The organism is Larkinella bovis, assembly GCF_042655385.1.
Classification (GTDB): Bacteria; Bacteroidota; Bacteroidia; order Cytophagales; family Spirosomataceae; genus Larkinella; species Larkinella bovis.
Map to the genome: position 1 here is coordinate 1,436,249 of NZ_JBHSMA010000001.1, position 14,781 is coordinate 1,451,029.

General features: G+C 54.8%; 12 protein-coding genes. 9 read left to right on the plus strand and 3 right to left on the minus strand.

Going from position 1 to position 14,781, the window contains the following annotated elements:
- The first annotated feature begins 23 nt into the window (after positions 1–23).
- From ACFPMF_RS05995 to ACFPMF_RS06015, 5 genes are all read left to right on the plus strand, one after another.
- Entirely contained in the window at positions 24–1,163 is a 1,140-nt protein-coding gene (locus ACFPMF_RS05995; protein ID WP_379842128.1) for an acyltransferase family protein, read from the plus strand.
- Between the two features lie 193 nt (positions 1,164–1,356).
- Positions 1,357–3,228 carry a hypothetical protein gene (locus ACFPMF_RS06000; protein WP_379842130.1) on the plus strand — a complete coding sequence of 624 codons (1,872 nt, stop codon included), beginning with the start codon at positions 1,357–1,359 and terminating at the stop codon, positions 3,226–3,228.
- A 120-nt stretch (positions 3,229–3,348) separates the two neighbouring features.
- A complete protein-coding gene (locus ACFPMF_RS06005) occupies positions 3,349–5,730 on the plus strand; it encodes an alpha-glucuronidase family glycosyl hydrolase (protein WP_379842132.1) in 2,382 nt (793 codons plus the stop codon).
- A gap of 39 nt (positions 5,731–5,769) precedes the next feature.
- Positions 5,770–7,332 carry a calcineurin-like phosphoesterase C-terminal domain-containing protein gene (locus ACFPMF_RS06010; RefSeq protein ID WP_379842134.1) on the plus strand — a complete coding sequence of 521 codons (1,563 nt, stop codon included), beginning with the start codon at positions 5,770–5,772 and terminating at the stop codon, positions 7,330–7,332.
- A gap of 111 nt (positions 7,333–7,443) precedes the next feature.
- Positions 7,444–8,889: an APC family permease gene (locus tag ACFPMF_RS06015; RefSeq protein ID WP_379842136.1), complete on the plus strand. Its 1,446-nt coding sequence runs from the start codon at positions 7,444–7,446 to the stop codon at positions 8,887–8,889.
- A gap of 71 nt (positions 8,890–8,960) precedes the next feature.
- Here the strand turns inward: ACFPMF_RS06015 and ACFPMF_RS06020 are convergent, their stop codons facing one another.
- The 3 genes from ACFPMF_RS06020 to ACFPMF_RS06030 form a co-directional block, all read right to left on the minus strand.
- A complete protein-coding gene (locus ACFPMF_RS06020; RefSeq protein ID WP_379842748.1) occupies positions 8,961–9,944 on the minus strand; it encodes a Gfo/Idh/MocA family protein in 984 nt (327 codons plus the stop codon).
- Positions 9,945–10,023: 79 nt separating this feature from the next.
- Complete coding sequence (locus tag ACFPMF_RS06025) at positions 10,024–10,848, minus strand: HpcH/HpaI aldolase family protein (RefSeq protein ID WP_379842138.1); 825 nt, start codon at positions 10,846–10,848, stop codon at positions 10,024–10,026.
- Entirely contained in the window at positions 10,817–11,050 is a 234-nt protein-coding gene (locus ACFPMF_RS06030) for a hypothetical protein (protein WP_379842140.1), read from the minus strand. Before ACFPMF_RS06030 ends, ACFPMF_RS06025 begins: the two co-directional genes overlap by 32 nt.
- Before the next feature lie 11 nt (positions 11,051–11,061).
- Between ACFPMF_RS06030 and ACFPMF_RS06035 the strand changes: the two genes are divergently transcribed.
- The 4 genes from ACFPMF_RS06035 to ACFPMF_RS06050 all read left to right on the plus strand — a co-directional run bounded on the left by ACFPMF_RS06035 (position 11,062) and on the right by ACFPMF_RS06050 (position 14,712).
- Positions 11,062–11,766, plus strand: a complete 705-nt coding sequence (locus ACFPMF_RS06035; protein WP_379842142.1) for an orotidine 5'-phosphate decarboxylase / HUMPS family protein — start codon at positions 11,062–11,064, stop codon at positions 11,764–11,766.
- Between the two features lie 53 nt (positions 11,767–11,819).
- Positions 11,820–12,845: a zinc-binding dehydrogenase gene (locus ACFPMF_RS06040; RefSeq protein WP_379842144.1), complete on the plus strand. Its 1,026-nt coding sequence runs from the start codon at positions 11,820–11,822 to the stop codon at positions 12,843–12,845.
- Between the two features lie 105 nt (positions 12,846–12,950).
- The gene (locus tag ACFPMF_RS06045) at positions 12,951–13,727 is read left to right on the plus strand and encodes an SDR family NAD(P)-dependent oxidoreductase (protein ID WP_379842146.1); all 777 of its coding nucleotides are present in this window, start codon (positions 12,951–12,953) and stop codon (positions 13,725–13,727) included.
- Between the two features lie 88 nt (positions 13,728–13,815).
- Complete coding sequence (locus ACFPMF_RS06050; protein WP_379842148.1) at positions 13,816–14,712, plus strand: sugar phosphate isomerase/epimerase family protein; 897 nt, start codon at positions 13,816–13,818, stop codon at positions 14,710–14,712.
- Positions 14,713–14,781 lie beyond the last annotated feature (69 nt).

Here is a 14,781-nt window from a genome sequence, read left to right on the forward strand (position 1 = left end):
ACTTTTTCAAGATTTCTCCTTCGATGATTACCCCAACGAATCAATCGATCCCTCCAACCGAGGTGCTGTCTTCCGGTCCCAATCGGTTGATTTCGCTCGATACGCTTCGCGGTTTTACAATTGCAGCCATGCTGCTGGTAAACTTCCCCGGCGACGGTCAACACGTGTATCATCCGCTTCAGCATACGACCTGGAATGGCCTCTCGTTCACGGATCTGATTGCGCCGTTTTTCCTGTTCATTATTGGGGTGTCGATCGTTTTTGCCTACTCCAAACGGCTGGAAAGCGGAGCCCCAAAGGGCGGTTTGTACCGAAGGATTATCGTGCGTTCCCTCAAAATCTTTGCGGTCGGAATGTTTCTCAACCTGTTGCCGACCTTCGATTTTAGCAATCTGCGCTGGACCGGCACGCTACACCGCATCGCGTTCGTCTTCCTGATCTGCTCCGTTATCTTTCTGAATACCAACTGGAAACAGCAACTCTGGATCGGCATCGTGACGCTGGTCGCCTACTGGCTGGCGGTGACCCAGATTCCAACGCCGGGGTACGGGAAAGTGATGCTGGAGCCAGGGATCAACCTCGTGGCCTGGTTCGACAATCTCTACCTGCCCGGGCGCATGTGGCAAGGCACCTGGGATCCCGAAAGCATCCTCAGCACCTTTCCGTCGGTGGTTTCCGGCCTTACCGGTTTGTTGGCCGGTCGGCTGTTGATCAGCGGCCTAAGCCAACTGGAGAAGGTGGCCTATCTGATGACAGTCGGTTTATTTACGGCGGCAGCCGGTTATCTGTGGCACCTGACTTTTCCCTGCAACGAAAACCTCTGGACGAGTTCCTTCGTCCTGATTACGTCTGGTTTTGCGGCCCTATTGCTCGGCGCCGTCTACTTTCTGGTTGATATTCTGGGCCGAACCGGCGGAACCAGACCGGGTATTATCTTCGGGGCCAATGCCATTGCGGTTTATGTCATGGCCGACCTGCTTTCGATCATCTTCTATTACCTGAAATTCGGCGGCCAATCCCTGAATGAACACGCGGTCCGATCCATCACCAGCCTGGGGTTCGACCCCCGGTTTAGCAGCATGTGCTATGCCCTGTTTTTTGTAGCGGTCAATTTTATCCCGGCGTATATGCTGTACCGAAAAAAGATTTTTATCAAGCTCTGATTCCTGCTGGTCGGCTTTATGAACCAACCATTCCAGCGACGGAAAATCAGAGAAGCCGCCGAACCACCTGGATGGTCCGCCTGAAAACCGCCCGATCGATTTCCTCATCGGGCAGACTGATGGCTGGCTACCCAACCCGAAATCCGGCGCGTAGGCTTCCGGATTTACCCCCTGACTCAATAACCCTTGCCTGATGTTTCCTAAAACCACCCACATCCTCTTCTTTTCGTTACTAACCCACCTGAGCGCGGTCGCCCAAACCGGTAGCCCCGCCGAACCGGTTCGCTACGTTGGTGGCGAAACCGTCGATCCGACGGTTCACGAAGGTCGCCTGCGGTACGCCATCGGCGTGGAAAGCCGGCAAACCGTTCGGGTAAACCGTACGCACGCCGAATGGGCCGACGATCACGGCTGGACCTATAACCATGCCCCCAATCTCTGCTACTGGAACAACACTTTTTACCAGCAATACCTCAGCAACCCCGTCGACGAACACATTTCGCCGGGCCAAACCCTGATCACGACGTCAAAAGACGGGCGGCAGTGGTCCAAACCCACGGTCGTTTTTCCGCCTTATGTACCCCCCAAGGGTGTCCAGATCCCCGATAGCTCCAACGGTTACATGATGCACCAGCGCATGGGTTTCTACGTCGCCCCCAATGGCCGACTGCTGGTGCTGGCGTTTTACGGCCATGCCGAAGATCCCTTCAAGGAAGGCGGAATCGGGCGCGTGGTGCGGGAAGCTTACAAAGACGGCTCATACGGCCCGATTTACTTCATCCGCTACACCAGCCACAAAACCGTCAATGGCGTGCAGTGGAACGAGACCAATACGAGTTATCCGTTCTATAAAAAATCTCCGGATGCCGGTTTTATCGACGCCTGCAACGCCCTATTATCCGACAAACTGATGACTTTTCAGTGGTGGGATGAAGACCGGGGATTAGACGGTTTTTACAACGGAAAAGAAGGCCGCGAAGCACTCTCGTATTACCGCCGTAAAGACGGAAAAACCGTTGCCTTGTGGAAATGGTCGCACAGTGGATTGTCCTCCGACAACGGGCAAACCTTTTCCAAACCCGTCAAGGTACCGACCTTTGTAATGGCGGGCGGGAAGCAGTGGGGCCAGCGGACAGAGGATGGTCGCTACGCTATTTGCTATAACCCGACCGAATACAATGAGCACCGGTTTCCGCTGATTGTCGTTTCCGGCGATGATGGCATTCTCTACGATAACATGCTGATTGTGCAGGGCGAAGTGCCGCCCCGGCGGTTTTTCGGTCGCTGGAAAGATTTTGGCCCGTGTTATACGCGGGGTATTGAAGAAGGCAACGGCAATCCGCCCGGCAACGACATGTGGCTTACCTACAGCATGAACAAGGAAGACATCTGGGTTAGCCGCGTACCAACGCCCATCCGATACACGGTTTCGGGACCGGTAGCCGACAACTTTGATGGACTGACGCTCAACGGCGGGGTCACCGACTGGAATATCTACGCCCCGCAATGGGCACCGGTGACGGTGGTGAATAGCCCGAACGGAACCGGCAAATGCCTCGAGTTATCCGACAAAGACCCCTATGATTACGCTCGTGCCATTCGGGTCTTTGAAGAAGGAAACCGCATTGAAACCAAACTAAAAATCCGGGCGGCCCAGAACAATACCGGCACGCTGGAAATCGATCTGACGGATCGCTACGGAAACCGCCCGGTCCGGTTGCGGTTTGACGAAAAAGGAAACATCGTCGTCACGAATGGTAGCCAGGAAAAAGTGATCCAGACTTACCAGGCCGGAAAATGGTATGAGGTTGGCTTCCGCGTCAACGCCAGCCTGAACGGTAGCTACGACCTGGCGATTGACGGGAAAACCGTTCTGGAAAAAGCCGCGCTGGCCGAAGCCGTGAAGTCGGTGGAACGCCTGTCGATCCGGACGGGACCCTACCGGAATTTGCCCAACCGAAAAACGCCGAATGAAGACCCAGAACCTCCTCTGCCGGGAGCCGATGAACCGGTTTCGCCCGCGCTGTTCTACGTAGATGACGTACGGATCAGCACCAGCAAGTAATGTATTTCATCACCGCTCCGTCGTCAGGAGATGACAGAGCGAACATTTAAATCCTTCCCAGAACAAAATCACATGCGTCAGTTAACCCTATTTTGGTGCCTATTTGGTTTCTTTTTTAGCTTGCTATCCAACCCGACGCAGGCCGATGGGATGGATTTGGCCAAAGCCCAGATTTACAGTCCGGTAAAAGACCCCAAAATCCGACTGCGAACGTTGGAGGTGTTGCAGCAGGAAGTGGAAAAGCGCAGTCAGATCCGCTTGTCCATCGCCCAAAAACAACCGGCTGCTGGCCAACCCACGATTTTTCTTTCTACGGAAAACCAATTAACCAGCCTACCCGCCCCCATCCGGACCGCACTGGATGCCCTCCCCGCCATCGAAAAGGAAGGATTCAAACTGCTGGTACTGGAAAACGAAAAGAAGGTTTTCATCATCGGGAAAGATGCCCGTGGTTTACTCTACGGCGTGGGGCAATTACTGCGAAAAGCCGAAATGCGACCCGGTCAGTTTTTGATTTCCCAGAAAGCCACGGTATCCACCAGTCCACGCTATCCAATCCGGGGGCATCAACTGGGATATCGACCGAAAACCAACGCGTACGATGCGTTTTCGGTGGCGCAGTTCGATCAGTACATTCGGGATCTGGCGTTATTCGGGGCCAATAGCTTCGAAATCGTGCCCCCGCGTACGGACGATGACGCGACCAGCCCGCACATGAAACTGCCCGCGATCAAAATGATCAGGGAACAATCCCGGATCTGCCAGGAATACGGTCTGGACGTCTGGATGTGGTATCCCAACATGGGCAGCGATTATGTTCATCCGGATTCAGTCCGGAAGGAGCTGAACGAACGGAAGGAAGTGTTTGCCGCCCTCCCGAAACTGGATGCGGTTTTTGTTCCGGGGGGTGATCCCGGCGACCTGGAACCCGATGTAATGTTTCGCTGGCTGGAAAAGGAAGCCGCCCTGTTGCAGCAATACCATCCCAACGCTAAAATCTGGGTTTCCCCGCAGGTTTTCCGCCCCACCCAGGCCTGGTTCAATGCCTTTTTCAAACACGTGAACAGCGGTTATCCGTGGTTCGGCGGGGTGGTTTTTGGGCCGTGGGTCAAGCTGCCCGTTCAGGAAATCAGGAAGCTTGTCAACCCGTCGATTCCCATCCGGCATTATCCCGACATCACGCACAACTACAGCTCGCAATACCCGGTTCCGCACTGGGACCTGACCTGGTCGATGACTGCGGGTCGGGAAACCATCAACCCCCGCCCGCACGACGAAAAGTTAATTCACAACAGCCTGGATGAGTTCGGAAACGGCAGCATCAGCTACTCCGAAGGTACCAATGACGATGTAAACAAGTTTGTCTGGAGCTCGCAGGACTGGAACCCCGAAACGCCGGTCGTCGAAACCCTGCGCGACTACGCCCGTCTGTTCATTGGCCCGGATTTCACCGAACCGTTTGTCCGTGCGGTGATGTCGCTGGAGGAAAACTGGCGGGGCAGTTTGTTAACCAACCAGGCCATTCCACAAACGTTGATGCAGTGGCAGGCGCTGGAAAAACAAGTCCCGCTAAAAGTCCAGCAGAATCCCCGGTTTCAGATGGGACTGATTCGGGCCTATTTCGATGCGTACACGCAACGGCGGTTACTGTATGAAACCGAGCTGGAACAACAGGCCCGCGACCGACTGACACAGGCCGAAAAAACCGGGTCGTTGCCGGCCATTCAACAGGCCAAAACCATTCTGGAAAAAGCCTGGAAACAACCGATCCGGCCCGACCTCCGGGCGAAATGTTTCGCCCTGGCCGATTCGCTATTCAAAAGCATCGGGGCGCAGCTGACCATCGAAAAGCACGGTGCGATGTCGGGCCGGGGTAATTTTATCGACAACATCGACATTCCGCTCAACGATATGCCTTGGCTGTTCGATCAGTTCGCCAGGGTTGAAAAACTGACTGACGAGAAAGCCCGCCTTTCGAAAATCAGCGAAATGCTCCACCGCACCGACCCCGGTCCCGGCGGTTTTTACGATCATTTCGGCGCGCCGGAAAGCTGGCACCGCGTCGTTCCGGGCGAACCCTGGGAGAAAGACCCCGGTAGTCTGCTCGGCCCCCGCATCGGTTTTGGCGTCGGCCTGGTTGGCGTTGAATGGGTAGACGAAATCAAAGCAACCGGTTTCAAAGGCCAGATTACGCCACGCGTCTGGATGAAGCAAGCGAAAACGCTATACGACCAACCGCTAAAAATTGCGTATACTGAACTGGACCCGGCGGCTTCGTACCGGATGCGCATCGCCTATACCGGACGGTTCCGGTCCCGGATGAAGCTCATGACCGACGACGGTTCTGTCATTCACGATTTCATTCAAACCGGCGAGGAACCTATTTACGAGTTTGAGGTTCCCCGGGCCGTTACCGCCGATGGAAAGGTCACGTTCATCTGGACGTGCGGGGAAGGCGAACGTGGTTCGCAGGTCACCGAAATCTGGCTGATTCGGAAATAAGCCGTACCCCAACGGCATTTACCCACTAACTGTATTGGCATGAAGAAATTTGCCTCATTCTATCTTTTTTCGTCTTTTATTCTGTCCGGTTTCTCGTACGCCCAGAACACGGCTTCGGGAACGGTTTACAACGACCTGAATAATAACCAAGTCCGCGACAAAAACGAACCAGGGCTGGCCAACATCTGCGTTTCGAACGGGCGCGAGGTGACAACCACCGACAAAGCGGGAAAATGGACGCTGCCCGTTAACGGCGATACCGGTTTCTTCGTGATCAAACCGGCGGGTTACCAGGTGCCGGTCAGTGCCGAACAGCTTCCCCGGCATTACTACCTGCACAAACCCAAGGGCTCGCCCACGACGCAAACCGAGGGGGTTGCCCCCACCGGACCGCTGCCACGCTCCATCGATTTCCCACTCCGCCCGCAGGCCGAGGACAAACAGTTCTCGGTGTTGCTCTTCGGTGACCCGCAGGCCCGGGGACTGACGGAAGTCAATTACGTCATGCACGATGTGGTAGAAGAATGTATTGGAACGTCGGCGAAATTCGGTATTACACTGGGCGACATTGTGGCCGACGACCCGAACCTGTTTGGGGAAATCAACGCCGGGGTGGCCCAGATCGGTATTCCCTGGTACAACACCTTCGGTAACCACGACTTCAACCGGGGCGCCACCGACGATCAATTCAGCGACGAAACCTTCGAACGGTTTTACGGACCGAGCACCTACGCCTTCGAATACGGCCAGGTTGCTTTTATCGTACTGAAAAACATTTACTTTACCCCAGACGGTAAATACAAATCACAGTTTACGGACACTCAGATTGATTTTGTCCGCAACTACCTGAAGCATGTACCGGAAAACAAACTGGTGGTGCTGGTCATGCACGCCCCACTGGTCAGGAGCGGTAACCGGAACGAACTGTTTCAACTGCTGGAAAAGCGCCCCCATACCTTCTCGGTTTCGGGTCATACGCACACCATGGCCCACGTTTTTGCGGATTCAAAATGGGGCTGGAACGGACCGAAACCACACCATCATTTCATCAATGCAACCGTTTGCGGCAGCTGGTGGGTAGGCCTGAAAGATGAAACGGGTATTCCGCATGCCACCATGAACGACGGAGCGCCAAACGGTTATTCCATCCTGACCTTCAACGGAAATCAATACAAAATCCAGTTTAAAGCCGCCCGCCGACCGGCTGATTACCAGATGAATATTTACCTGCCGGAAGAGCAATCACCGGCGAACTGGGATACCACCCAGGTGGTTGTCAATGTCTTTGCCGGTTCGGCGCGTTCGACGGTGGAAATGCAGGTGCCGGGGCAGACCGGCTGGATACCGCTGAGCCTGAAACCGTCGGGTGACCCCGCCGTGGCGGCCATGGCCCAGCTGGGCCCCTTCCTCGACGCGACGGTCGACGGAACGAAACTGGAGAAGGTATTTGGGTGGAAAATGGACGAACCCGAAACCTCGCATCACATCTGGCGGGGCAGTATGCCGAAAAATATCCCCAAAGGAACCCATCGGTTAAGCATTCGGACCACCGATCAATTTGGGCAGACCTACTCCGCCAGCCGGATTTTTCGGGTGCGATGAATCGGTATTCGATGTTTGAATGCTGACTTTTTTGCGTATTTTGGGGCTTTCTGTCAATTCGTGAACGTTCACCTTTACTCCTAACGATTCCTTCCGAAACTTTTACTGAAAATGGACAAAAGCTCCGCTGAATACGCAACCAGCCAGAAAGAGATGACCGACTCGGGCAGTATGAAACGAGAAGTCAAATTGGTGGATGCAACCCTGCTCGTAGTGGGCAGTATGATCGGTTCCGGTATTTTCATCGTCAGTGCCGACATCATCCGCAACGTCGGTTCGTCCGGCTGGCTGCTGATGGTCTGGCTTATAACCGGTATTATGACCCTGACGGCGGCTTTGAGTTACGGCGAGTTAAGCGGAATGTATCCCAAGGCTGGCGGACAGTATGTGTACCTGAAAGAAGCCTACAACCCACTCATTGCGTTTTTGTACGGCTGGAGCCTTTTTGCCGTTATCCAAACCGGCACCATTGCCGCCGTGGGTGTGGCGTTTTCTAAATTCACCGCGTATTTCATTCCACAGGTCAGCGAAGATCTGGTGCTGTTCAGCGCCGGTTCGTTCAAGCTGTCACCCGCTCAATTGCTTTCCATCGTCCTCATCATCTTTCTGACTTACATCAACACCAAAGGGGTTAAGGGCGGAAAACTGCTGCAAACGGTGATCACAACCGCCAAGCTATTGAGTCTCTTTGGGCTGATTGTGGCCGGTTTGTTCATGGCGAAAGCGGACGTCTGGGATGCCAACTGGACCAATGCCTGGAGTCTGCAAAAACTGCTCCCCGATGGTTCGTTTGAATCGTACACGATGGCTGCCGCTCTGGGCGCGATTGCTGCTGCGATGGTAGGTTCCATTTTCTCGAGCGATGCCTGGAACAGTGTTACCTTCATTGCGGGCGAAATTGTCAATCCGAAGCGAAACATCGGGTTGAGTCTGTTTCTGGGCACCATGATTGTCACGGTGATTTACATCATGGCCAATGTCATGTACGTTTCTGTACTGCCGATGACCGAGATTGCCACGGCCGAAAAAGACCGGGTGGCTGTGGCAGCGGCTCAGGCAATTTTTGGTCCGATCGGTACCGGGCTCATTGCGTTCATGATCATGGTTTCGACCTTCGGTTGCAATAACGGATTGATTCTGGCGGGCGCGCGGGTGTATTACACGATGGCGAAAGATGGGTTGTTCTTCAAACGGACGGCGGACCTGAACCGCCACGCGGTGCCTGAATTTGCGCTCTGGATTCAGGCGATCATGGCATCGGTGCTCTGCCTGAGCGGTCGATACGGTGATTTACTCGACATGATTTCCTTCGTGGTCGTGATTTTCTACGTCCTGACGATTGCCGGAATTTTCATCCTCCGCGCCAAACGCCCAGATCTGGAACGACCGTACAAGGCCTTCGGGTATCCGTTCCTGCCTGCGCTGTATATTCTGATGGGATTGAGCTTCTGCGGTCTGCTGATCGTCTACAAACCGAATTTCACCTGGCCGGGCCTGATCATCGTGCTGATCGGCCTGCCGCTGTACTATTTGTCGAAAGGGCGGAAAACGGAATAGCGAAGGGTAATTATTTCGCGGAGTTGAGCGGAGCCACTGAAAACTCCGCTCAACTCCGCGAAATAACTCGTTTAACCCCGTCCCGTAATCCAGTCCATGATCCGGCTGGCACGCGCTCCGGTTTCGCCGGTACTGGGGCACTTTCCTTCGCCCCGCAATTCGTTGACAATCGTCTCGATGAGCTGCTGCTGAACGTGTTGCGGATACGGAATGTGGTAAACTTCCGTTCCCGCTGCGGTTTCGACTTTAATATCAAACTTCTCGAAAAACGAGAATGTGATTTTCCCCTTTGATCCAATCAGGTAGGCTTCGTCGATGCGTTGCTCCTTGTTGACGGTATAACACCAGCTTCCCAGCCCGAGTACGCCGGACTCAAACTCGAAATTGGCCACCACCACATCCTCCGGCTCGTACAACCCGGCCTGGTTGCGGGCAATTCCGCTGGCGGTTTTGATCGGTCCCAGGGCATATTCCAGAAAATCGAATTGATGGGCCGCCAGATCGTGAAAGTGCCCACCACCGGAAATCTCCGGGAAAACCCGCCAGCGCGGCTGCGGATTTTCGCCCACCTCTTCGACGTACGGCTGCCAATGGAGATGAATATCCACAAACCGGATATCGCCAATGACGCGCTGATCAATCAACTCTTTCACTTTCAGGAAGTAATCCAGACAACGCCGGTAATAGGCCACAAACAATGGCACACCGGTTTCGCGGCTAACCTGATTCATCGCTTCGCACTCGGCGGCATTCCGGGCCATCGGTTTTTCCACGTACACCGGTTTGCCCAGCCGCAAGGCCCGAATCGCGTAATCCACGTGAGACCCCGGCGGGGTGGCAATATAAATGGCATTGACGTCCGGATCGTTAATCAATGCATCCGCATCGTCGTACCATTTCGGAACACCATGCCGCAGCGCGTAATCAGCCGCCAGTTCGCCATCCCGGCGCATCACCGCTACCAATGTTGAATTGGGCACTTTATTAAAAGCTGGCCCACTTTTGACTTCGGTTACATTTCCGCAACCGATAATCCCCCATTTAATTTGATCCATCATGTGTCAATAAGCCCCAAAAGACCGGTTTTTACTTATACAGTGCCTTTTTAGTCAGGTAGCCGGCCTCGGTTCGGACTTAAATCACGAGCGAGGAATCATCACTGGTAGGAGCCTCGTCGCCAACGGCTTTTTTGATGCTACCGATATCATGGCGTAGTCGCTGCCCAAACAGGGCCACATCGAAGCTATGGACAATGATATTGACACCCTCTTTTACCCACTGAATCTGCCGGTCGGGCGACTGGGAAAAATGGATACCGATCGAAAGACCTTTGGCACGCGTGGTATGAATAATTGTCCGAACGGCCGCTTTAAACTCCGGATGATCGTATTGCTCGGGAAGCCCTAAACTCACCGATAAATCGTGCGGACCGATAAAAACCGCATCGAGTCCGGGCACCGACAGCATCTTGTCCAGGCGCTCCAGGGCCGGCACACTTTCAATGTTGGCAATGCAGATATTGCCGGTATTGTAGGTTTGAATGTACTGCCGCAAATCATCCGGCATGGGTTCTTTGCCGCTCACGTACCGCGCCAAACGCTCTCCTTTCAACGGCCGGTACTTCGTGGCTCCCACCAGGTCCATGATTTCCTCAACGGATTCCAGGTACGGCGCAATGACGCCAATGGCCCCACCGTCAATCACCTGACAGGCCAGAAACGGGTCGGGTTTGGGAATGCGGACAATTGGGGTGATCTGGTAAGCGCGGAAGATCTGGCACAAACGGGCCAGTTCGGCCCGGTCGAGCGGAATGTGTTCGGTATCCAGAAAAACAAAGTCAAGACCGGCCCGCTGCAGGGTCACCGGCCACATCGGTGCCGTAGAGGTAATGCAGGTACCGTATACATTCCGTCCGCTTTTCAACTTCTCAAGCAACGTTGAGGTCGGTGCTTTCGCCATCTTTTTCAAATTTAGCAGGTGAGCCGGTAAAACGTCTTGCATTGCTCCCCTTCAACATACTGCCTGTTCTCCAATTCCGACTATTTGAAAAGGAATTATTTACAAAATAATGGCCCTTTTTACCAAAAAATGAGTAGTCCAGTAGAGAAAAACCGCTTACGGCAATAAAACCAAACACAACCCCAACCGTCCATTTATCCATTTTCCCAGGTAATGAAGCCCATCGTTCAAATTTCCCTTGATCTGACCAATATTGATGAAGCCCTCGAAACGGCCGCGTTAGCCATGCGCGCGGGTGTCGACTGGCTCGAAGCCGGAACGCCCCTGATTCTGGCCGAAGGTTTACACGGTGTCCGGAAACTGCGCGAAGCGTTCCCGGGGGTGCCCATCGTAGCCGACCTCAAAACCATGGACGGTGGGTATCTCGAAGCCGAAATGATGGCGAAAGCCGGTGCTACGCACGTGGTGGTCATGGCCCGGGCCCATGCCGAAACGATTAAGTGCGTGGTGAAAGCCGGGCGCGATTTTGGCGCGAAAGTCATGGGCGACAACATGGTTTGCCCGGACATGGTTGAAGGGGCCAAATGGCTCGAAGACCTGGGGTGCGATTATGTCATTCACCATATCGGCTACGACGAACGCCGGGGGATTGCCGCCCAGGGCCACCGGATGCCCAGTCCGCTGGACCAATTGCGCGAAGTCGTTCAGGCGGTTAACATCCCCGTTCAGGCGGTGGGGGGCCTCTCGCTGGAACAGGCGATCCGCTGCCCCGAATTCGGCGCTCCGCTGGTGGTACTGGGTGCTCCGCTGACCATCGACGCCGATGCGTTCAAAACCGCCGACGGTGATCTGGAAAGTTCGCTGCGACTGATCTGCGAAAAAATTCACGCGTACGGCGATGTAGCCGTTGGAAAATAACCTTTATCCTGCGATGCGGTTTTACCGCCCATCTTAATTCATTACCCAAACCCATGAAGTCTGCTGCTGTTGTCAATTTTGCTCCCGAGAAAGGCTCGGTGGAAATTCGTGAAATCCCCAAACCGTCGATTGGCGACGAAGATGTGTTGCTGGAAGTGGCCAATGTGGGCGTCTGCGGCAGCGATCTCCACCAGTGGACGGCCGATCATAGCTGGCCTGTGAATTACCCCGTTGTGCTGGGTCACGAGTTTGGGGGCCACATTGTTGAAGTCGGAAAGCGGGTGGTCGGCTGGAAGGAAGGCGACCGCGTGGTGAGCGAAACAGCCGCCGTGATCGACCCGAATAGCCCCATGACACGCCAGGGATTGTATAACCTCGACCCAACCCGCAAAGGATTTGGATACGGCGTTAATGGGGCCATGACCCGGTTTGTGAGCGTTCCGGCGCGGTGTCTGCACCAGGTCCCGGAGGTGCTGGCGTTTGAGCAGGCCTGCCTCACCGAACCGTGTTGTGTCGCCTTCAATGCCGTGGTGGAAAATTCGCGGCTCAAACCGGGTGACCGGGTGATTGTGCTCGGTCCCGGAACGATCGGTATTCTGTGTGCCGCCATGGCGCGGCTTTGCGGAGCCGAAGTGGCCGTGGTCGGGCTGGAAGCCGACCGGCACCGCTTGGCCATCGCCCAGCAGTACGGCTGCGAGGCCATCATCGGGGATGCCACCGAATGGGCCAAAAAACGCGATGGTTTGGGGGCTGACTGCATCATCGACGCGGCAGGAGCCAGCATTACGCTGAAGATTGCCCTGCAGCTGGTTCGTCCCAACGGCCACATCACCAAGGTGGGCTGGGGACCGCAACCGCTAGGCTTTTCGCTCGATGCACTGGTTCAGAAAAACGTGACGTTACAGGGAAGCTTCAGCCACAACTGGCCGATCTGGGAGCGCGTCCTGGCCCTGTTAGCCAGCGGTCAGCTCGACGTAAAACCCATTATCGGGGGCGTATGGCCCGTTACGGAATGGCACGAAGCGTTCGAAAAAATGCACCATGGCGAGGTAATCAAAAGCGTTTTGAAACCGGTATAGTTTTTTGAGAGAAGAAAGAGAATAGACAAAAGAGGACAGACCTTGCTGCTCCCTGTTGTCTTCCTCCCGGTCTATTGTCTCTTGTCTTTTCTCTCTTTTTGAATCATGCGCCTAGACCAGAAAGTTATCATTATTACCGGGAGTTGCACCGGCATCGGGAAAGGCATTGCCAAACGCTGCGTTGCGGAGGGTGCCCGGGTGGTTATCCACGGGCTTGAGCCGGAATTGGGTCAGGAACTGGTGCAGGAACTGGGTCCTGACAATGCCGTTTTGCACATCGAAGACCTGGCAACCGAAGGCGTTGCCGAACGGCTGGTTGCGCTCGCCGTACAGACGTTCGGCCGGCTCGATGCGGTGGTCAACAATGCGGCCATTGTGGCATCGTCCAATCTAAAGACCACGGATTTAGCCTTTTTCCGCCGGATGCTGGAGGTGAACACTCTCGCTCCTTTCGCCCTGATCAAAGCGGCCCTGCCCCAGCTGCAACAAAACCGGGGGTGCGTGCTGAACATCGGTTCGGTGAACGGCTGGAGTGGCGAACCGGATTTGCTGGCCTACAGTGTTTCGAAAGGGGCCCTCATGACGCTCACCCGCAATCTGGGCGATACGCTTGCCCGCGAAGCGGGTGTGCGGGTCAACCAGATCAATCCCGGCTGGGTGCTGACCGAAAATGAAGCCCGGCGGAAACACGAACAGGGGCTGGCGGCCGACTGGTACAAGGACATTTCTCCGGTTTTTGCCCCGGCCGGTCGTATTTTGTGGCCCGCCGAAATTGCAGCCGCAGCTATTTACTGGCTGGCCGACGAAAGCGGCCCCGTCAGCGGTCAGATTGTCGATCTGGAGCAATACCCGCTCATCGGCCGGAATCCCCCCAAAAATTGACGATTTTCGGTATACGATTTTCGGTCGCTGACGCATTCATTTTACTGAAAACCGTATACCGTAAGCCCATAAACCTAAAATCTGTTTCATGCCCCAATTAGCTGCTTTTCCCAAAGCCTTTATGCAAGCCCTCTGCAAAGACGGTAGCATGACGGTTTCCGAATGGATTGAACTCGCCGTAAAGCTCGACATCGACGGGCTGGAATGGTACGCGGGTTTTCTCGAAATGGCCGACGAGTCCAACTGGTCCCGGTTTCGTCAGCAAGTCGAGAGTCACGGCAAAGTGATTCCGATGATGTGCTGTTCGCCGGATTTCACGCATCCCGATCCCGCCTTTCGCGCCAACGAAATTGCCAAACAGAAACGCTGGATCGACATGACTTACGCGCTGGGCGGTTCTTACTGCCGGGTGCTTTCCGGCCAGCGACGACCCGAACTCACGATCGATCAGGGTGTTAGCCTAGCCGCCGAGTCGATCGAAGCCTGTTTACCCTACGCCCGCGACCACGGCATTACGCTCATCATCGAAAATCATTACAAGGACGATTTTTGGGAATACCCCGAATTTGCGCAGAAGATGGATGTTTTCTGCCAATTGGTTGATCAAATCCACGATCCAAATTTTGGCGTCAATTACGATCCGAGCAATACATTCCTGGCGGGCGAAGAACCGCTGGACTTGCTGAAGCGCGTAGCAAACCGGGTTGTCACCATGCACGCCAGCGACCGGTTTTTGCTATCGGGCACGATCGAGGATTTGCGCCGGGAAGAAGGCGGTGCTCTGGGCTACGCCAAGCGACTCAGCCACGGCGAAATCGGCAAAGGTCTGAACGACTACGATGCCATTTTCACCATCCTGAAAGGCGTCGGTTTCGACGGTTGGATCAGCATTGAAGACGGCGTGGAAGGAATGGCGCAACTGGAACGCAGTGTTGCGTTTCTCCGGCGTAAAATGGCCCAATACTGGCCGGAAGGACAGCAATAAACGGAGTGGCTTCGGGTCGGGATACCATTCCTACCCGAAGCCAATTTCTCCAGCTTTTCGCCTGGATGG